The sequence below is a fragment of the Bradyrhizobium sp. 1(2017) genome (genome assembly GCF_011602485.2).
Taxonomy (GTDB): domain Bacteria; phylum Pseudomonadota; class Alphaproteobacteria; order Rhizobiales; family Xanthobacteraceae; genus Bradyrhizobium.
This window is the reverse complement of the sequence record NZ_CP050022.2, coordinates 3,111,466-3,132,447: the sequence shown is the minus strand read 5'-3', so window position 1 is coordinate 3,132,447 and position 20,982 is coordinate 3,111,466. Positions and strand designations below refer to the sequence as shown.

The following is a 20,982-nucleotide window of genomic DNA, read 5'->3' as shown; positions in this document are numbered from 1 at the left end:
GGCTCACTCCGCCGGTTCCGGAACGGTATCCTGCGCAATCGTCGACATCATCGCCGGCACGAGCAGGCTGCAGATATCATCCAGCAGGCTGGCGTCCTTCAGGATCGTGAAATGGTTGTCGCCCACCACGCCCCGATCGACCGCCGTCGGCAGCTGCAATTCCAGCCGATCGCGCTGCGCCAGACGCGGCGACGTCCACCAGCAGAGCGGCGTGGCTGCGAGCTCGCGCGGCAGCGTCGCGTTCTGCGCCAGCCTGTTGAGATGCCGTCCGACCGCAAACGCGGCGGATAGGTCGTCCGCGCCGAGCAACGCATCGTCTGCCCTCACGCTCCTGCCCTGCTCCACAACAGAGGCGACCAGATCGCGGATACTCTCCGGCGTCTCCGGCAAGTCAGCGCGCTTCGCTGCCTCGACCTGCGCCCTGATGCGAGAGACCGCAGCGTTCGGAAGAACGGCCGACAGCAATCCGGCGAGGCCATCGGCCCAGTGGGCAATCGCCTCCGGCCGGCCCGATCCGTCCAGCTGTCGCGGCACGAAGCTGTCGACCAGCGCAAGACGATCGACGCGCTCACCGCCGCGTTCGAGCTCGGCCGCGACGAGACTGACCAGCAGCCCTCCCAGCGACCAGCCGACCAGGCCGTAGGGACCGCGCGGCTGCATCCTCCGGATCTCGGCCGCATAGTCCACGGCCATCGCTTCGAGCGAGCTGTCGATCCACGACGGATCGACCAGCATTCTCGATTGCAGGCCGATCACCTGCCGGCGCCCTTCGAGACGGCGCGCCAGCGGGCCGTAGTCGAACACTGTGCCGAAGCCGCCATGCACGCAGAACACCGGAGCTTCGCCGCGAACCGCCGCATTCAGCGGCAGCAGCGCCGGCGGTGCCGGCGCGACGGCGGACGTCACGTTGGCGCTGCCGGCGAGCAGGGCACGAATCGTCGGCTTCTGAAGCAGGTCACGCAGCTTGATCTCGATTCCGAACGTCTTGTCCTGGCGGACCCGCGCCACGACCTTGAGGCACAGAATCGAATTGCCGCCGAGCTCGAAGAAATTGTCGGTGACGCCGACCTGCGGCACCTTCAGAATCTCGGACCACAGACGCGCCATAGCCGTCTCCGCCGAACTTTGCGGCGCGACGAAGCTCCGCATCGACGCGTCGGGCGCGGGCAATGCACGCCGGTCGATCTTGCCGCTCGACAATGTCGGCAACCGCTCCAGCACCATGATCCGCGACGGCACCATATAGGCCGGCAGGATCTGCTTCAGAAAGCCGGTCAGCCGCTCGACCAGCGCCTCGGCCGCATCGGACGCGGCGTCACCTGCCGCCTTCGGCGCGACATAGGCGATGAGCTGATTTCCAGCTGCGCTCGGCACTGCCACCACCGCCGCCTGCGCGATCGCCTCGTGGCGGAGCAGCGAGGTCTGAATCTCGCCGAGCTCGATCCGGAAGCCGTTGACCTTCACCTGATCATCGCTGCGACCGAGATATTCGACCGTGCCGTCGTCGCGCCATCGCGCCAGATCGCCAGTGCGGTACAGCCGGGCGCCCGGCACCGTCGAGAAGGGATCAGGCACGAACCGCTCCGCGGTCATGCCCGCCTTGCCGTGATAGCCGCGCGCCAGCCCGAAACCGCCGAGATAAAGCTCGCCCGCGACACCGGCGGGAATGATGTCGAGTGAGGCATCGAGAATGTAGGCGCGGCGGTCACCGACCGGAACGCCGATCGGCGCATAGGGCGTGTCGCAGTCCGACGTGCCATCGACCTTCCAGACCAGCGGCGTGACGACGGTCTCGGTCGGGCCATAACCATTGATCAGGATGCGTGGCTTGAGAACGCGCCTGACCTTGTCGAAGCCCGCCTTCGGCATCGCCTCGCCACCGAACGAATAGAGCTTGACCGGCGGCGGATTGCCGTTCTGCTCGACGCATTCGGCGACCTGCTGGAGGTAGGCCGGCGGCAATCCGATATGGCTGACGCGATGGGCGTGCAGGTTCTCGACCGTCTTCTCCGGCGTCCACAATTCACCGTCACGCATCAACAGCCGCGCGCCGTGCGACAGGACCGTCAGCCAGCGCTCATGAGCGCCGTCGAAGGCCAGCGACAGAAAATGCAGCTCGCAGGAACTTTCGTCAATCTCGTAGAGGCTGCCGGTGACGTGGCAGTGCATCGCCAGCGGCCCATGAGCGACGGCGACGCCCTTTGGCGTCCCCGTCGAGCCCGAGGTGTAGATCAGATAGGCCAGGTTTTCGGGATGCAGTTCAGGCTGCGGCGGATGGTTGGGTCCCGAGTCGAATTCGAACGTCGACAGCGAGATTCTCTCGATACCGTCCGGGCTGCCCTCGATCTCGAGCCGTCCCGTCAACAGGAACGCGATTGCTGCATCGCGCATGACGAACGCATGCCGCTCCGATGGCAGCTCAGAATCGAGTGGAACGTAGGCTCCGCCCGCCTTGAGGACGGCCAAAAGCGCAATCATCGTGACTGCGGTTCGCTCGACCACCACGCCGACGCGCTGCTCGGGTTTGAGCCCACGGGCGATCAGGTGATGCGCCAGACGGTTGGCCCTGCGCTCGAAGTCCCCGAACGACAGCACCGAGCTGCCGATGGTCAGCGCCGTCCGCTCCGGATGATGCCGCGCATGGCTGCTGATCGCCTCGTGCACCGGCGGCAGCGGGGCGCTTGACGTCGCGTGACGATTACAACGATCCGCAAGCGCGGCGTCGAGTTCCGTGACGGGACCGATGCCGCCGAGCAAGGCCGCGGCGTCCCGCGTCAGCGCTGCCAGCAAATGCTCGAACTGCGTCTTGATCTGCATCGCCTGCGCCGCGGTGAAATGGCTCGGCATGTAGGTGTATTCGACCTGAAGCGTATCTTCGACGAGCACCGACAGGTCCATCGGATAGTTCGTCACATCGACATTCTTCAGGCCGCTGAACTGCAACGCGCCCGCGCCGCCGTGCATGCTGCGTTCGATCGGATAGTTCTCGAAGACGATGATGCTGTCGAACATCGTCTGGCCGGCGCGGCCGGCCCAGCCCTGGATGTCATAGAGCGGCGTGTGCTCGTAGTCCCGGATCGCCGAATTGCGGTCCTGCAGCGCGCGCAGCCATTCTCCGATGGCGCTGGCGGGCGGAAGCGTTTCGATCACAGGCAGCGTGTTGATGAAGAGTCCGAGCATCTGCTGCGACCCGTCGAGACCGGCCGGACGACCGGCGACCGTCACGCCGAACGTCACGGTGCCTTGGCCGGTATAGCGCTGCAGCAGCAGCGCCCACACGCCCTGGACGATCGTGTTCAACGTGATACGTTCCCGACGCGCAAACGCCTTCAGTTCCGCGGTCGCGGCCTCTCCGAGACGCGTGTAACAGCGCTCATGGCCCGATGCCTGATGCCGGCGCGCGCCGAAGGCATCGGCGAGTTGCGTCGGCTGGTCGAAGCCCTTGAGCTGCTCGCGCCAGAAAGCTTCGGCAGCCCCGGCGTCCTGCGCCAGCAGCCAGGCGATGTAGTCACGATAGCGCGTCGCGTTCGCAGCGGGCGTGCCCCCGTAATAGCATTCCAGGACCTCTCCGACGAACCTGGCCGAGCTCCAGCCGTCCATCAGGATATGATGATAGGTCCAGATCAGCCGGTAGAAGTCGTCCTGGAGCCGCAGCAGCCGCACCCGCTGGAGTTGCGGCGCCTGGAGATCGAATTCGGCGGCGCGCTCCTCGGCAAGGGCTGCCGCAATCCGTTCGTCGTCGGTCGCCTGACCGCGCCAGTCGTCCTGCTCGAACGGCACCATGGCGTCGCGATAGACCACTTGCAGCGGGGAACCGGAGAGCTCACGCCACAGGAAGCCGGTCCGAAGCATCTGATGGCGCGCGCTCACCTCGCGCCATGCTGTGCCCAGTCGCTCCGGATCGAGGCCGCGGATCTCGACACTGACCTGGTTGACGTAGACGCCGCTGCCGGCATCGCGCAGGCTGTGAAACAGCATGCCCTGCTGCATCGGCGACAACGGATAGACGTCCTCGACGCGACTTGAGTCCAGACCAAGCCGTTCGAGCTGCTCGCTGGCAAGCCCCGCGAGCGAGCCGCGCTCCGATGCCGGGGCGTCCTCGCCGGGGCCGACCTCTCGGGACGCTGCAATCAGCGCCTCGATGGTCTGATGCCGGAACACGTCGCGCGGCTCGATGAGCACGCCTTCGCGCCGCGCGCGGCTCACCATTTGCAGCGAGACGATGGAATCGCCGCCGAGCTCGAAGAAATTGTCGGTGACGCCGATATTGGGCTGGCGCAGCAGATCGGCCCAGATCGCAGCCAGCGCCGCCTCGGCCGGCGTGCGCGGCGCCACATGCGCGACGGACGTTGCGAGCTGATCCGGCGCCGGCAGCGCCTTGCGATCGATCTTGCCGTTCGGCGTCAGCGGCAGTCGCTCCAGCACCACGATCCGCGCCGGCACCATGTAGTCCGGCAGCAGCGAGGACAGCGCCGTCTTGAGCGCGGCGCCATCCAGCGCCTCGCCGCTGACATAGCCGACCAGCTGGCGGCCGGCGCCGGCCTCGCGCGCCACCACCACGGCCGCACGGACGCCATCCTGCGCCTGCAGCCGCGCCTCGATCTCGCCGAGCTCGATGCGGAAGCCGCGGATCTTCACCTGGTGGTCGGCACGGCCGACATAGTCGAGCACGCCGTCGGCGCGCCACCGCGCCACGTCGCCGGTGCGGTACAGCCGCGCGCCCGGTGCACCGAACGGATCAGGGATGAAGCGCTCCGCCGTCAGGCCGCCGCGCCGCCAATAGCCGCGCGCCAGTCCGGCGCCGCCGATATAGAGCTCACCGGCGACGCCGACCGGCGCGAGATTGAGGTCCCCGTCGAGAACATAAAGCGTGGTGTTGCCGATCGGGCCGCCGAGCAGCGGACGATCGTCCTGTGCATCGAGCCGGTGACGTGCCGACCACACCGTGGTCTCGGTCGGGCCGTACAGGTTCCAGACCTCGCCGGCCTGCCCGACCAGCCGCCGCGCCAGGTCCGGCGGCAGCGCCTCGCCGCCGCACAGCACCCGGCAGCTCGCCGGCAGCGAAGCGCCGTCATGATCGAGCAGCATCCGCCACGTCGATGGCGTAGCCTGGATCAGCGACACGCCGTGCCGCTGCACGATCGTCTTGAGCTTGGCAGGATCATGCGCGGCCGCACGATCCGCCAGCACCACGCAGGCGCCGATCGTCAACGGCAGCCACAGCTCCAGCACCGCGATGTCGAAGGATAGCGAGGTCAAGCCGAGCACGCGGTCGGCGGACGTCATGCCGGGCTGCTCCGCCATGGTCGCCAGGAAGTTCGTCACGGCGTTGTGGCGGACCATCACGCCCTTGGGCAGGCCGGTCGAGCCGGAGGTGTAGATCACATAGGCAAGGCTCTCGGCGTGCACGGCGACGTCGAGATTGCCGGCATCCCCGCCCTCGCCATCCTGCGCGTCGAGCAACCAGGCCTCGGCCCCGGTCTCCGCCAGCACGGCGGCGAACTGACCGCGCAATTCCTCTTGCGTCAGCACCAGCGCCGCGCCGCTGTCGCGCAGCATGTGCGCCAGCCGCTCCAGCGGGTAGTCCGGATCGAGCGGCAGATAGGCCCCGCCCGCCTTCAGCACGGCCAGCAGCGCGACCAGCATCTCGACGCCGCGGTCGAGCGCCAGCCCGACCACGGTATCGGTCGCGACGCCGCGGTCGCGCAATCGCCGCGCCAACCGGTTGGCACGCGCATTCAGCGCGGCGTAACTCAGCTCCGTCCCGCCGAACACCAGCGCGACCGCCTCGGGCGACTTCCGGACCTGGGCCTCGAACTGCGCGACAATTCCCTCGCGCGGTTGATCTCGTCGCGTGTCGTTCGCCCGTTCGAGCAGGACGACATCCGCGGGATCGCGGGCCGCGATCATGCCGACCGGTCGATCGGCATCGATGCTCAGGGCTTCGATCAGCCGCACAAAGGCCTGCTGTAGCCTCGCGATCTGCGCCTCGTCGAAATGCTTGCGCCGATAGTTGAAGACGAGGCGCAGGCGGTCATCGACGCCGACGCTGGCGAACAACGGGTAATTGCTGGTCTCGACGATCCGCGTCTTTCCGACCTGGATCTGCCGGTCCGTCCCGATCAGCGCGCGGTCGATAGGATAGTTCTCGAACACCAGGATGCTGTCGAACAGCGGCCGCCCGGGACGCCCCGCCAGGCGCTGGATCTCATAGAGCGGGGTCGCGCCGAACTCGCGCAAGGCCAGATTGCGATCCTGCAACTCGCGCAGCCATACGCCGACCGTCTGCTGTGGGCTGACGCCGTCGATGACCGGCAACGTATTGATGAACAAGCCGACCATCTCTTCGGCCCCGGCGAGCTCAGGCGGCCTGCCCGACACGGTGACACCGAAGCAAACTGTCCCCTGCCCGGTGTGCTGTCGCAGCAACTGCGCCCATGCCGCCTGCACCAGCGTGTTCATCGTGATCCGCTCACGCACCGCGAATTCCTGCAACCGTGCGGTCAGGTCAGGGGCCAGCTCGAGCGCCAGCATGCCGTGACCGGACGATTGCGCGTCCGCCCGTTCGGCCAGGCCGTCTGCCAGGAAACTCGGCTCGTCCAGTTCTGCCGTCGCATTGCGCCAGAACGCCGCCGAAGCATTGCTGTCGTAGCCTTTCAGCCACGCGATGTAGTCGCGATAACGATGGTGCAATGCCGGCAGACGCCCCTCGCCATTATGCTGCATGACCTCGGCGATCAACCGTGCCGAGCTCCATCCGTCGAGCAGGATGTGATGATGCGTCCAGATCAACCAATGCCTGTCGTCGCCGAGCCGGATCAGCCGGACCCGCTGCAAGGGCGGCCGTGACAGGTCGAACCCGGCAGCCTGCTCCTGCCGCGAGACGCGGGCCAGCGCCGCGTCCAGCTGCGCCTGGTCCCATGCTGCACTTCGCGCACGCCAATCTTCCTCCGCAAAGGGCACTTCGGCCCGTCGATAGACGACCTGTTGCGGCGCGCCCGACAGATCGCGCCAGGCAAATCCGGTCCGCAGCATCGCGTGGCGATCGCTGGCCGCCTGCCAGGCGCGGCGCAATTTTCCGGCATCGAGGCCGCGGATCTCGGCGGCGACCTGATTGACGTAGAGCCCGCTCTCGCCGTCATGCATCGCATGGAACAACATGCCCTGCTGCATCGGCGACAATGGATAGATGTCCTCGATTTCGCGCCAATCCAGCGCCAGCCTGTCGAGCTCGGCCTGATCAAGCCCCGACAATGCCACATCGGATGGCGTCAGGCCGCAGGCGCCGCCAGTGCAGTGGTCGACCAGCTCCCGCAACGCAGCCTCGTACAAGGCGGCCAGTCGCTCGACGCTCTCGCGCCGATAGCGCTTCCGGCCGAAGCCGAATGACAGCTGCAGCCGGCCATTACGCACCGTGCCGTTCACGCTCAGCCATCGTTGCAATGGGCTCGATGCATCGCGTGACGGGCCGGCGCTTTCCGCCGCCATCGTGAACAGCGCCGCCTCTGCGTCGCCGCCGTCGATCTGGCCGAGATAGTTGAAGGCGATCTTCGGCTCGGCGACGTGCGACAGCGCCATGCGGTGCGCTTCGGAGCCGAGATGGCGCAACAGGCCGTAACCCAGCCCGCGGCCGGGAATGCCGCGAAGCTCCTCCTTCACGGTCTTGATCAACAGAGAGGATTCTTGCGAGCCGCCGGCCAGACGCACAGGAAAGGCCGTCGTGAACCAGCCGACGGTGCGCGAGAGATCGAGATCGCCGGAGAGATGCTCGCGGCCATGCCCCTCCAGTTCGACCAGAACCTCATCCTGCCCGCTCCACCGCCAGACAGCACGTGCAAGGCCGGAAAGGAGAAGGTCGTTGATCTGCGTGCGATAGGCCGACGGCGCATCGGTCAGCAGGCGCTGCGTCCATTCGTTCTCGAATGACAACAGGACTTCGTCGGCATCCGCAATGCGATCGATGCCGGCATGATCGTCGTCGCAGGGAATATCCGCGTTCGCGCCGCGGCCGGTCCAGTAGGACAGTTCCGTCGCCAGTTCAGGCGACGTTGCGTATTCCCGCAAGCGCTGTCCCCACAGCGCGTACGCGTGGCTCTTCGGCGGAAGCGCGACCGTGGCATCGCCCTGCGCAAGCTGCGTGTACGCGGAAGCGATGTCCTCGAACAGAATGCGCCATGACACGCCGTCGACCACCAGATGGTGGATCACGATCACGAAGCGCTGGCTGCCATCGGCGACATCTATTCCGACCGCCCGCAACAGCAAGCCGCCGGAGATCGACAGGCTTGCCTGCGCCGACGATGCCAGCGCCGTCACGGAGTCGCGGTCGATCGCCTGCCGGACCCAGAGCAGCGCGTCCGCAGCCGGAGCAGCGCCGTGCTCGGCATGCCAGCCCCCGTGCCTCGCCTCGAAGCGCAGGCGCAGCGCGTCATGGTGATCGATCACGGCGGCGAGTGCGCGCCGCATCACATCCCAGTCGAGGCGATCTCTCGGCTGCAACAGCACCGCCTGATTCCAATGATCCCGATTTTCCATGCCCTCCGCAAAGAAGCGGGACTGAATCGGCAAGAGCCGATGCGGTCCGGTGGCCTGCCCCTGGTCAGCGGGCGTCCCCGCGCGCTGCTCGATCCGCGCTGCGAGTGCCAGCGCTTCCAGCGTCTGATGCTGAAAGACGTCTCGCGGCTCCATGAGGTATCCGGCGCGCCGGGCGCGGCTCACCATCTGGAGCGAGATGATCGAATCGCCGCCGAGCTCGAAGAAATTGTCGGTGAGGCTGACCGCTGGCCGGCCGAGCAGCTCGGCCCAGATCGCCGCAAAGACGATCTCGACCGGCGTGCGTGGCGCCTGATGCTCCGCATGTCCCTGAGCCATGTCGGGTGCCGGCAGCGCTTGGCGATCCACCTTGCCGCTCGGCATCAAGGGCAGCCGCTCCAGCACCGCAATTCTCGGCGGCACCATGTAATCGGGCAGGACAGTCGACAGCGCGGTCCGTAAGCCTGCCTCTTCCAATTCCCCCGTGCCGCTGACATAGCCAACGAGCTGCTGGCTGGCGCCGACTTCTCGCGCCACCACGACGGCAGCGCGAACGCCGGGCTGATCAAGCAGCCGCGATTCGATCTCGCCAAGCTCGATGCGGAAGCCGCGAATCTTGATCTGATGGTCCGCGCGCCCGACATAGTCGATCGCGCCATCGGCCCGCCATCGCGCCAGATCTCCCGATCGATAGAGCCGCTCACCGGCTTCGCCAAAGGGATCGGGAATGAAGCGTTCCGCCGTCAGCTTTTCGCGCCGCCAATAGCCCCGCGCCAGACCTTCCCCGCCGATGTACAAATCGCCCGTCACGCCTGCCGGAACCATGTTCAGATCGGCGTCGAGGATGCGGATCGTCACGCCGGGAATGGGGCGCCCGATCGGCACGCGCGCTGCACCCTCGTTGCGGCAGGTCCAATAGGTGGCGTTGATCAGGGCTTCGGTCGGACCGTAGCGATTGTCGAACCGGACATCGGGAAATGCCGCGAGGACGCGCGACATCAGGTCGAGCGACAACGCCTCGCCGCCGGCAAACAGGCGCTTGAGCGAGGAGCAGCGGGTTGCTCCGGGCTCGGTCACGAAATGCTCGAGCATCTGCGGCACGAAGTGCAGCGTCGTCACGTCATGGGCGATGACGGCATCCACAAGAAGCCGCGGCTCGCGATGTGCCCCCGGAGCCGCGATCGCAAGCCGCGCGCCGGTTGCGAGCGGCCACAGGATCTCCCAGACAGAGACGTCGAAGCTGAACGGGGTCTTGTGAAGCAAAGTCTCGCCGACATCGAGACGATATTCCGCCTGCATCCAGCCAAGCCGCCCCGCAAGCGCGCGATGCGAGCAGGCCACGCCTTTGGGCACGCCGGTCGAGCCCGAGGTATACATGACATAGGCCAGACCGTCCGGATGAAGCGCGACATCAGGGTTGTCGGCGGACTCCTCAATGCGAGATACACCCTCTCCATCTATGGTCCAGGCCTCGGCGCCCGCATCCGCGATCACCGGCGCCAGGTCCGGGAGCAGCCGTTCCTGGGTCAGTAGCAACGCTGACCCGCTGTCGCGGAGCATGTGAAGGAGGCGATCGGACGGGTAGTCGGGATCGAGCGGCAGATAGCCGCCACCGGCCTTCAGCACGGCCAGGACACCGACGATCAGTTCGACACTGCGCTCGAGCGCCAGGCCGACCAGCCGGTCGCGACCGATCCCGTGGTCTCGCAAGCGTCGCGCCAGCCGATTGGCGCGTGCGTTCAGCTCGCCGTAGCTGATCTGCTGGCTCTCGAAAATCAATGCGACAGAAGATGGCGAGGCCGCGGCACGGGCTTCGATCTGCGCGACGATGCCATCGCCAGACGTCGGCGCCCGCTCGACGCTGCCACTCCAGCCGAGCACCTTCCGCGCTTCGTCGGCATCGAGGCGGTCGAGCGCGCCAAGCGGCCGCGACGCGTGTTCCACGATCCTGGCCAGCAGCCGCGACAGCGAGGCTTGCAGATATCTGATCTGGTCGTCGTCGAAGCGGCCTCGATCGTAGCGAAAACCCAGATTGATGCCGTCGGGCTTGGCGAACACCGCCACAGTCAGCGCATAATTGGTGATCGAGATCTGGTCGACCCGGCCGAACCGGCGACCGCCTTCGCTCTCGCCTCGCAGCGCCTGATCGATCGGGTAGTTCTCGAACACGAGAATGTTGTCGAACAGCGCGCGCCCGGATCGCCCGGCGAGGCGCTGAATTTCGTAGAGCGGCATCCAGCCATGATCGCGCAGGTCCGTGTTGTGCGTCTGGAGGTCGCGCAGCCACGCCCCTACTTCGGCTTGCGGGCTTGCCTGATCGACGACGGGCAGCGTGTTGATGAACAGGCCGACCATGTCCTCGGCCCCGCCGATCTCGGCCGGCCGGCCGGAGACCGTCGCACCGAAACAGACCGCGCGCTGGCCGGTGTGACGACGCAGCAACTGGGCCCAGGCGCCTTGCACCAGCGTGTTCAGCGTGACGCGCTCGCGCCTGGCAAACGCCTGCAAGCCTGCCGTCAGATCCGCCGTGAGCAGCAGGTCCAGCGAGCCATGGCCGGAAGCACCGCCGGTTGCAGGCCCTCCCAGTGCGTCCGCGAGAAAACTGGGCTCCTCCAATTCTGACAACACGGTGCGCCAGAACGACGTCGACGCATTGCGGTCCTGCCTTTGCAGCCACGCGATGTAATCGCGATAGCGGCCTTTCACGGCCGGCAAGCCTTCGCCGCGTTCATGCTGCAGGATCTCGGCCATCAAGCGCGCCGCGCTCCAGCCGTCGAGCAGGATATGGTGGTGCGTCCAGATCAGCCAGTGGCGTGCGTCGTCGAGCCGGATCAGCCGGACCCGCTGCAGCGGCGCTTGCGACAGCTCAAATGCCTTGGCGCGCTCGGCTTGCGAGACGCGCGCGAGCGCAGCCCGGAGCTCTTTGACGCCCATGACGACCGCCTGCGTGCGCCAGTCTTCTTCCTCAAATGGCAAATGCGCGGAGCGATAGACCACCTGCTGCGCCGCCCCCGACAGGTCGCGCCACGCAAATCCGGTTCGCAACACGGCGTGCCGCGCGCTGACCTCGTGCCAGGCTGCGCGCAGCCGGCCGGCATCGAGGCCGCGGACCTCCAGACCGATCTGGTTGACGTAGTTGCCGCTCTCGCCATCACGCAAAGCATGGAAGAGCATTCCCTGCTGCATCGGCGACAACGGATAGATGTCCTCGATCTCACGACAGTCGGCCGTTGCGACCAGCGCATCGAGATCGGTCTGGCTCAAGTCCGACAGTGCGAAGTCTGACGGCGTCACGCCGCGGGCGCTCCCCGTGCAATGCGCGACGAGTTCGCGCAGGGCCGAAGCATAATGCTCCGCAAGGCGCTCGATCGTTTCCCGCCGGTAACGCCTGCGGCCATAGGCGAACGACAGGCGTAATTGTCCGTCGCCGACCTGTCCGTTGATGCTAACCCAGCGGCCAAGCGGCGCGCTGTCGCTGCGCATCGGCCCGGAGCTCTCGGGCGCCAACTGGAGGGGCGTGTGCTCACCCATGCTGGAATCGAACTGGCCGAGATAGTTGAAGACGATACGCGGCTCGGCAAGCGCGCTCAGCGCGTCGCGCTGCGCTTCTGAGCCGAGATGGCGCAGGGACGCCGTAACCCAGTCCCCGGTTGGGAACGGCGCGGAGCTCTTCCTTGACGGATTTGATCAGCGCGGCGTCATCCCTTGAGCCGCCCGGCAGACGAACCGGAAAGGCCGTGGTGAACCAGCCAATGGTGCGTGACACGTCCGCACGGCGAAGACGTCCTCACGGCCGTGCCCTTCGAGCTCGACGACGACATCCTCAATTCCGCTCCAGCGCGACACGGCGCGTGCAAGCGCGGCCAGCAGGAGATCATTGACCTGGGTGCGATAAGCGGACGGGGCTTCCTTCAGCAGCCGCGTCGTCAATCCTGCGTCGAATGCCAGCGAGATTTCCTCGCCGTCGGCAACCCGGTCGACTCCGCCATGAGCATCGTCGCAGGGGAACGCGGCCTGCGATCCTCGATCGAGCCAATAGTCGAACTCGGCGTCAAGCTCATCGGTCGCGGCATAGGCCTGCAACGCGCGCCCCAGGCCGCATAAGGCTCGCTCTTCGCCAGCGCGACCGAAGCTGCGCCTTGGCGGAGCTGATCGTACGCCGTCGCGAAATCCTCGAGCAGCACGCGCCATGATACACCGTCGATGACAAGGTGATGCACGACCACCAGAAGGCGCTGGCTGCCGTCCGCGAGGTCCATACCGACCCACACGCAGCAGCGGCCCGGCCAGCGCCAGGCTGGCCTGAGCCAAGGAGGCAACATCCGTGACCTCGGCCGCATCGCGAACGCCAGTGCGAATCCAAAGCAGCTCCGATATCGCGGGCGACGAGCCATAGGTCGCGCGCCAGTCGCCATCAACCTCCTCGAAACGCAGGCGCAAGGCCGCGTGATGCGCGACGAGAGCGGCGATCGAGCGTTCGACTAGCTTCCAGTCGAGCGGTGACTTCGGCATCAACAGAACGGCCTGGTTCCAGTGATGGCGATCCCCTGCATCCTCGCCGAAAAACCGCAACTGGATCGGCAGAAGCGGATGCTCGCGGCCTTCGACATCAGTTTCAGGCGCGATGTCCTTCGCCATGTCCTCGCGCCGCGCCACGCGCGCCAGCTCCTGCAGGGTTTGATGCCGGAAGACGTCACGCGGCTCGATCAGCAGGCCTGCCTGGCGGCGCGGCCGACCAGTTGCAGCGAGATGATGGAATCGCCGCCGAGCTCGAAGAAATTGTCCTCGACACCGATGACGGGCTGACCAGCAGCTCAGCCCAGATCGCGGCGAGCGCTGTCTCGGCCGTCGAGCGCGGCGCGACATGTGCGGCCGTTGCGATGGGCGTCTCGGGCGCCGGCAAGGCGTCGCGATCGATCTTGCCGTGCGCGGTGAGCGGCAGCCGCTCCAGCCGCACGATGCGGGCCGGCACCATGTAGTCGGGCAACTCGTCCGAGAGCGCCGCGCGCATCGTCGCTTCGTCGAACGGGCCAGTGCCGGCGACATAGCCGACCAACTGGCGGCTGACGCCGGCTTCGCGGGCAACGACCACGGCCGACTGCACGCCAGCCTGCCGCATCAGCCATGCCTCGATCTCGCCGAGCTCGATCCGGAAACCGCGGATCTTCACCTGATGATCGGAGCGGCCTGCATATTCGATCACACTATCGGCACGCCACCGGGCCAGATCGCCGGTGCGATAGAGCCGCGCGCCCGGCGCGCCAAACGGATCGGGACGAAGCGTTCGGCCGTCAGCCCGGCGCGCCGCCAGTAACCGCGGGCAAGTCCCTCGCCGCCGATGAACAGCTCGCCGGTCACGCCGACCGGAACGATGTTGAGATCACCGTCCAGAATATAGGCTGAGCGACGGCCTACCGGACGACCGATCGGCGCGTAATTGCCCTCGATCTCCTCGCTGGCATCGACTTTCCAGACCAGCGGCGTCACCACGGTTTCCGTCGGCCCGTAGCCGTTGATCAAAGTCCGCGGCTTGAGCGCGCGCTTGACTTTGTCGAAGCCAGCCTTGGGCATGGCCTCGCCGCCGAAAGAATACAGCTCCACGGGCGGCGGATCGCCGCGCCACATCGCGAAGTCGGCGAGCTGTTGCAGGTAGGCGGGCGGAAACCCGGCGTTGGTGACGCGCTGCCGGCGCAAAACCTCGATGGTCTGCTCGGCCGACCACAAATTGGCATCGCGCATCACGAGCGCAGCGCCGCAGGTCAACGCGGTCCAGAGCCTCTCATGGGCACCATCGAAGGTGAAGGACAGGAAGTGCAGCTCGCGCGAGCGCCGGTTCATGTCGTAGAGCCCGGCGGTCACCTCGCAATGCATCGCGAACGGTCCGTGCTCGACCGCGACGCCCTTGGGGATGCCGGTGGAGCCGGAGGTGTAGATCACATAGGCAAGGCTGGTCGCGGCCACCGCGATCTCCGGATCGCCTTCGCTCTCCCGCGCAAGGTCGATCGCATCGAGCGGAACGACCTCGATGCCTGATGGCGGCGGCGTCAGCGCCGAACCATCCGCATCGACCAGCACGACACGCGCGCCGGCATCGCGGATGGCGCCAACCTGCCGCCTGGCCGGATGCTCGGGATCGAGCGGCAGATAGGCCGCCCCCGTCTTCAAGATGGCGAGCAGCGCCACGATCAGATGCGGCGAGCGTCGCGCCGAGACGCCGACAAGGTCGGAGCCCCCGACGCCCAGGCGGATCAGGTGGTGCGCGAGGCGATTGGCGCGCCGGTTGAGCTCGGCATAGGTGATGTCTTCGTCGCCGAAGACCAGCGCGGGCGCATCGGGCGTTTCGGCAGCCAGCCGTGCAACCGTCCGGTGCACCGGCGTGAACGATGAGCTTGTCGTTCCGTCATCGGCACGATTCCATTGTCGCAGCCGCTCCAGCTCCTGTTCGGAGAGCAACGCCACATCGGCGGTCGCTTGCGTGTCGTCGGCAACCATCGCCTTCAGTATCGTGGTCCAATGCGCGGTCAGACGCTCGATCGTCGCCGCTTCGAACAGCGCCGTCGCGTAGGTGAAGATCGCGCGGATTTCGCCTGATGGCCCTTCGTCCGTATCGAGCGCGAGGTCGAACTTGACCGTGTCAACCTCGGCGTCGATCGTCTCGATCTGGAGGTCGGTCCGATCGAGTGGATTGCCCGATGCCCGACGGCGCTGGTGATTGTAGAGAACCTGGAACAGCGGATTCTGGCTCAAGCTGCGCGTCGGCTGCAGGATCTCGAGCAGTCGTTCGAACGGAAGATCCTGGTTCTCCTGTGCCTCGATGGTGGCCGCATGGACCGTCGCGATGAAGTCCGCGATCGCCGCGCGGCCCTCGATCTGCGTACGAAGCACCTGGGTGTTGACGAACAAGCCGATCACGCCGCGTGCTTCGTCGCGGTACCGGTTGGCGACGGGCACGCCGATATTGATGTCGGCTTGGCCCGTGTAGCGATGGAGCAGCAGCTTGAAGCCTCGCCAGCATGACGACGAAAAAGTGTCGTGCGGCGGCGCCGCGCCAGAGCGCGCAAGCCATCTGCCAGCGCCGGATCGAGCGAAATGCGACCTGCCGATCCCGCCAGGTCCGGGACCGCCGGGCGCGGCCGGTCAATCGGCAGCTGGAGCACGGCCGGATCCGCGAGACGCCTGTCCAATAGTCGACCTGCGCTCGCCATCGACCGCGCTCATCCAGAGCCGCTGCCAAATCGGCGTAGTCGGCATAATCGATCTCCGGGCTCCAGCAAGGCCGGTGCTTCACCGCAACGCGAATGCCGCGTACAGCTTCCAGAATTCGTCGACCAGCACGCCCATCGACCAGCCGTCGGTCACGATATGGTGCAGGCTGACGACGAGGAAGTGATCGCCTTCGTCCAGCGTCGAGCAACGCCACGCGCATCAGCGGGCCGGCTTCGAGATCGAACGGCAGCGAAGCTTCCTGCCGCGCAGCAAACGCACCCGTCCTTCACGGTCTTCGCCATCGACGGTCACATACCGCACGCGACCGGTTGCGGATCGCATATGAATTGCTCGGCGGCTTCCCCGTCCTGCCCGAAACACGGTGCGAAGGCGCTATGACGCGCAACGAGGCGCATCGAACGCCTGTTGCAGCGCGCGTGGCTGCAGCTTGCCCGCACGCGCACCGTTGCCGAATGTTGTAGGCGGCGCTACCCGGGATCCATCCGCACAGGAACCAGAGGCGGGATTGCGCAAAGGACAGCGGCGCCCGCTTGCGCCCCTGAGCGCACGATCGGCAGCATGGCGAGGTTGACGCCCTTGGCGCGAGCTGCGACAGGAACGCGTGCTGCTTGCCGGCGTCGAGCCGCATCAGGCGCCGCGAGATGTCGCGAAGCTGCTTCTTTTGCGTGGTTGCCGTGTCACTCATGCGGACAGTTCGACTTCCTCAACATGTCGAGCATCGCGGCGATGTTCGCCGCTCGCTTCTCGGTCTCACTCTCAAGGCCCAGTGCAGCCGCCATGGTCTCAACGGTCGTCATCTCAAACAGACGGTTGAGCGGCAGGTCGTGGCCGAGATCGCGCTTGATGCGGCTGACGAGCTGGACGGCGATCAGGGAATCGCCGCCGAGCTCGAAGAAATTGTCGGTGACGCCGATATTGGGCTGGCGCAGCAGATCGGCCCAGATCGCAGCCAGCGCCGCCTCGGCCGGCGTGCGCGGCGCCACATGCGCGACGGACGTTGCGAGCTGATCCGGCGCCGGCAGCGCCTTGCGATCGATCTTGCCGTTCGGCGTCAGCGGCAGTCGCTCCAGCACCACGATCCGCGCCGGCACCATGTAGTCCGGCAGCAGCGAGGACAGCGCCGTCTTGAGCGCGGCGCCATCCAGCGCCTCGCCGCTGACATAGCCGACCAGCTGCGGCGCGCGGCCGGCCTCGCGCGCCACCACGGCCGCACGGACGCCATCCTGCGCCTGCAGCCGCGCCTCGATCTCGCCGAGCTCGATGCGGAAGCCGCGGATCTTCACCTGGTGGTCGGCACGGCCGACATAGTCGAGCACGCCGTCGGCGCGCCACCGCGCCACGTCGCCGGTGCGGTACAGCCGCGCCCCCGGTGCACCGAACGGATCAGGGATGAAGCGCTCCGCCGTCAGGCCGCCGCGCCGCCAATAGCCGCGCGCCAGTCCGCTCCCGCCGATATAGAGCTCGCCGGCGACGCCGACCGGCGCGAGGTTGAGGTCCCCGTCGAGAACGTAAAGCGTGGTGTTGCCGATCGGACCGCCGAGCAACGGACGATCGTCCTGTGCATCGAGCCGGTGACGCGCCGACCACACCGTGGTCTCGGTCGGGCCGTACAGGTTCCAGACCTCGCCGGCCTGCCCGACCAGCCGCCGCGCCAGATCCGGCGGCAGCGCCTCGCCGCCGGACAGCACCCGGCAGTTCGCCGGCAGCGAAGGGCCGTCATGATCGAGTAGCATCCGCCAGGTCGATGGCGTAGCCTGGATCAGCGACACGCCGTGCCGCTGCACGATCGCCTTGAGCTTGGCAGGATCATGCGCAGCCGCACGATCCGCCAGCACCACGCAGCGCCGATCGTCAGCGGCAGCAGTCCAGCACCGCGATGTCGAAGGACAGCGAGGTCAAGCCGAGCACGCGGTCGCCGGCCGTCATGCCGGGCTGCTCCGCCATGGTCGCCAGGAAGTTCGTCACGGCGTTGTGGCGGACCATCACGCCCTTGGGCAGGCCGGTCGAGCCGGAGGTGTAGATCACATAGGCAAGGCTCTCGGCGTGCACGGCGACGTCGAGATTGCCGGCATCCCCGCCCTCGCCATCCTGCGCGTCGAGCAACCAGGCCTCGGCCCCGGTCTCCGCCAGCACGGCGGCGAACTGACCGCGCAATTCCTCTTGCGTCAGCACCAGCGCCGCGCCGCTGTCGCGCAGCATGTGCGCCAGCCGCTCCAGCGGGTAGTCCGGATCGAGCGGCAGATAGGCCCCGCCCGCCTTCAGCACGGCCAGCAGCGCGACCAGCATCTCGACGCCGCGGTCGAGCGCCAGCCCGACCACGGTATCGGTCGCGACGCCGCGGTCGCGCAATCGCCGCGCCAACCGGTTGGCACGCGCATTCAGCGCGGCGTAACTCAGCTCCGTCCCGCCGAACACCAGCGCGACCGCCTCGGGCGACTTCCGGACCTGGGCCTCGAACTGCGCGACAATTCCCTCGCGCGGTTGATCTCGTCGCGTGTCGTTCGCCCGTTCGAGCAGGACGACATCCGCGGGATCGCGGGCCGCGATCATGCCGACCGGTCGATCGGCATCGATGCTCAGGGCTTCGATCAGCCGCACAAAGGCCTGCTGTAGCCTCGCGATCTGCGCCTCGTCGAAATGCTTGCGCCGATAGTTGAAGACGAGGCGCAGGCGGTCATCGACGCCGACGCTGGCGAACAACGGGTAATTGCTGGTCTCGACGATCCGCGTCTTTCCGACCTGGATCTGCCGGTCCGTCCCGATCAGCGCGCGGTCGATAGGATAGTTCTCGAACACCAGGATGCTGTCGAACAGCGGCCGCCCGGGACGCCCCGCCAGGCGCTGGATCTCATAGAGCGGGGTCGCGCCGAACTCGCGCAAGGCCAGATTGCGATCCTGCAACTCGCGCAGCCATACGCCGACCGTCTGCTGTGGGCTGACGCCGTCGATGACCGGCAACGTATTGATGAACAAGCCGACCATCTCTTCGGCCCCGGCGAGCTCAGGCGGCCTGCCCGACACGGTGACACCGAAGCAAACTGTCCCCTGCCCGGTGTGCTGTCGCAGCAACTGCGCCCATGCCGCCTGCACCAGCGTGTTCATCGTGATCCGCTCACGCACCGCGAATTCCTGCAACCGTGCGGTCAGGTCAGGGGCCAGCTCGAGCGCCAGCATGCCGTGACCGGACGATTGCGCGTCCGCCCGTTCGGCCAGGCCGTCTGCCAGGAAACTCGGCTCGTCCAGTTCTGCCGTCGCATTGCGCCAGAACGCCGCCGAAGCATTGCTGTCGTAGCCTTTCAGCCACGCGATGTAGTCGCGATAACGATGGTGCAATGCCGGCAGACGCCCCTCGCCATTATGCTGCATGACCTCGGCGATCAACCGTGCCGAGCTCCATCCGTCGAGCAGGATGTGATGATGCGTCCAGATCAACCAATGCCTGTCGTCGCCGAGCCGGATCAGCCGGACCCGCTGCAAGGGCGGCCGTGACAGGTCGAACCCGGCAGCCTGCTCCTGCCGCGAGACGCGGGCCAGCGCCGCGTCCAGCTGCGCCTGGTCCCATGCTGCACTTCGCGCACGCCAATCTTCCTCCGCAAAGGGCACTTCGGCCCGTCGATAGACGACCTGTTGCGGCGCGCCCGACAGATCGCGCCAGGCAAATCCGGTCCGCAGCATCGCGTGGCGATCGCTGGCCGCCTGCCAGGCGCGGCGCAATTTTCCGGCATCGAGGCCGCGGATCTCGGCGGCGACCTGATTGACGTAGAGCCCGCTCTCGCCGTCATGCATCGCATGGAACAACATGCCCTGCTGCATCGGCGACAATGGATAGATGTCCTCGATTTCGCGCCAATCCAGCGCCAGCCTGTCGAGCTCGGCCTGATCAAGCCCCGACAATGCCACATCGGATGGCGTCAGGCCGCAGGCGCCGCCAGTGCAGTGGTCGACCAGCTCCCGCAACGCAGCCTCGTACAAGGCGGCCAGTCGCTCGACGCTCTCGCGCCGATAGCGCTTCCGGCCGAAGCCGAATGACAGCTGCAGCCGGCCATTACGCACCGTGCCGTTCACGCTCAGCCATCGTTGCAATGGGCTCGATGCATCGCGTGACGGGCCGGCGCTTTCCGCCGCCATCGTGAACAGCGCCGCCTCTGCGTCGCCGCCGTCGATCTGGCCGAGATAGTTGAAGGCGATCTTCGGCTCGGCGACGTGCGACAGCGCCATGCGGTGCGCTTCGGAGCCGAGATGGCGCAACAGGCCGTAACCCAGCCCGCGGCCGGGAATGCCGCGAAGCTCCTCCTTCACGGTCTTGATCAACAGAGAGGATTCTTGCGAGCCGCCGGCCAGACGCACAGGAAAGGCCGTCGTGAACCAGCCGACGGTGCGCGAGAGATCGAGATCGCCGGAGAGATGCTCGCGGCCATGCCCCTCCAGTTCGACCAGAACCTCATCCTGCCCGCTCCACCGCCAGACAGCACGTGCAAGGCCGGAAAGGAGAAGGTCGTTGATCTGCGTGCGATAGGCCGACGGCGCATCGGTCAGCAGGCGCTGCGTCCATTCGTTCTCGAATGACAACAGGACTTCGTCGGCATCCGCATGCGATCGATGCCGCATGATCGTCGTCGCAGGGAATATCCGCGTTCGCGCCGCGGCCGTCCAGTAGGACAGTTCCGTCGCCAGTTCAGGCGACGTTGCGTATTCCCGCAAGCGCTGTCCCCACAGCGCGTACGCGTGGCTCTTCGGCGGAAGCGCGACCGGTGGCATCGCCCTGCGCAAGCTGCGTGTACGCGGAAGCGATGTCCTCGAACAGAATGCGCCATGACACGCCGTCGACCACCAGATGGTGGATCACGATCACGAAGCGCTGGCTGCCATCGGCGACATCTATTCCGACCGCCCGCAACAGCAAGCCGCCGGAGATCGACAGGCTTGCCTGCGCCGACGATGCCAGCGCCGTCACGGAGTCGCGGTCGATCGCCTGCCGGACCCAGAGCAGCGCGTCCGCAGCCGGAGCAGCGCCGTGCTCGGCATGCCAGCCCCCGTGCCTCGCCTCGAAGCGCAGGCGCAGCGCGTCATGGTGATCGATCACGGCGGCGAGTGCGCGCCGCATCACATCCCAGTCGAGGCGATCTCTCGGCTGCAACAGCACCGCCTGATTCCAATGATCCCGATTTTCCATGCCCTCCGCAAAGAAGCGGGACTGAATCGGCAAGAGCCGATGCGGTCCGG

At 66.8% G+C, this 20,982-nt stretch carries 8 protein-coding genes and 3 pseudogenes; all 11 read right to left on the bottom strand.

All coding sequences use genetic code 11. The annotated features are described in order from the left end of the window. Window positions 1-3 precede the first annotated feature (3 nt). On the bottom strand, window positions 4-12,099 hold the full coding sequence (locus HAP40_RS14510; protein ID WP_334271027.1) for an amino acid adenylation domain-containing protein: 12,096 nt from the start codon (window positions 12,097-12,099) through the stop codon (window positions 4-6). 120 nt (window positions 12,100-12,219) lie between these two features. After that, a pseudogene (locus tag HAP40_RS14505) lies at window positions 12,220-12,555 on the bottom strand (condensation domain-containing protein); the annotation flags it as partial. Then, window positions 12,459-12,791, bottom strand: a complete 333-nt coding sequence (locus HAP40_RS37275; protein ID WP_349259201.1) for a condensation domain-containing protein — start codon at window positions 12,789-12,791, stop codon at window positions 12,459-12,461. The pseudogene HAP40_RS14505 and the gene HAP40_RS37275, both read right to left, overlap by 97 nt. A 205-nt stretch (window positions 12,792-12,996) precedes the next feature. Beyond that, a pseudogene (locus tag HAP40_RS14495) lies at window positions 12,997-13,170 on the bottom strand (hypothetical protein); the annotation flags it as partial. 55 nt (window positions 13,171-13,225) lie between these two features. Continuing rightward, a complete protein-coding gene (locus tag HAP40_RS37465) occupies window positions 13,226-13,735 on the bottom strand; it encodes an AMP-binding enzyme (protein WP_422653178.1) in 510 nt (169 codons plus the stop codon). Next, a complete protein-coding gene (locus HAP40_RS14480; RefSeq protein ID WP_414645399.1) occupies window positions 13,732-15,024 on the bottom strand; it encodes an AMP-binding protein in 1,293 nt (430 codons plus the stop codon). Before HAP40_RS14480 ends, HAP40_RS37465 begins: the two co-directional genes overlap by 4 nt. Continuing rightward, window positions 15,016-15,483 (bottom strand): annotated as a pseudogene (locus HAP40_RS37315) (condensation domain-containing protein); the annotation flags it as partial. The gene HAP40_RS14480 and the pseudogene HAP40_RS37315, both read right to left, overlap by 9 nt. A 333-nt stretch (window positions 15,484-15,816) precedes the next feature. Next, window positions 15,817-15,891, bottom strand: coding sequence for a hypothetical protein (locus HAP40_RS14475; RefSeq protein WP_334271024.1), 75 nt, complete (start codon window positions 15,889-15,891; stop codon window positions 15,817-15,819). Window positions 15,892-16,436: 545 nt separating this feature from the next. Further along, the gene (locus HAP40_RS14470) at window positions 16,437-17,597 is read right to left on the bottom strand and encodes an AMP-binding protein (protein ID WP_334270993.1); all 1,161 of its coding nucleotides are present in this window, start codon (window positions 17,595-17,597) and stop codon (window positions 16,437-16,439) included. A 13-nt stretch (window positions 17,598-17,610) separates the two neighbouring features. Next, complete coding sequence (locus HAP40_RS14465) at window positions 17,611-20,517, bottom strand: condensation domain-containing protein (protein WP_334270992.1); 2,907 nt, start codon at window positions 20,515-20,517, stop codon at window positions 17,611-17,613. Next, window positions 20,435-20,932 (bottom strand): condensation domain-containing protein, encoded by a 498-nt coding sequence (locus tag HAP40_RS14460; RefSeq protein WP_334270991.1) that lies wholly within the window; start codon window positions 20,930-20,932, stop codon window positions 20,435-20,437. The genes HAP40_RS14465 and HAP40_RS14460 overlap by 83 nt, the downstream gene beginning before the upstream one ends. Between the last annotated feature and the right edge of the window lie 50 nt (window positions 20,933-20,982).

What these genes read in the sequence shown, in the direction of transcription:
- HAP40_RS14460 (WP_334270991.1), bottom strand. Translation starts at nt 20,932, where the DNA reads ATGGAAAATCGGGATCATTGGAATCAGGCGGTGCTGTTGCAGCCGAGA.
- HAP40_RS37275 (WP_349259201.1), bottom strand. Translation starts at nt 12,791, where the DNA reads ATGGACCTCGCGGACGGCAGCCAGCGCCTTCTGGTGGTCGTGCATCAC.
- HAP40_RS14465 (WP_334270992.1), bottom strand. Translation starts at nt 20,517, where the DNA reads ATGCCACCGGTCGCGCTTCCGCCGAAGAGCCACGCGTACGCGCTGTGG.
- HAP40_RS14480 (WP_414645399.1), bottom strand. Translation starts at nt 15,024, where the DNA reads ATGGTTGCCGACGACACGCAAGCGACCGCCGATGTGGCGTTGCTCTCC.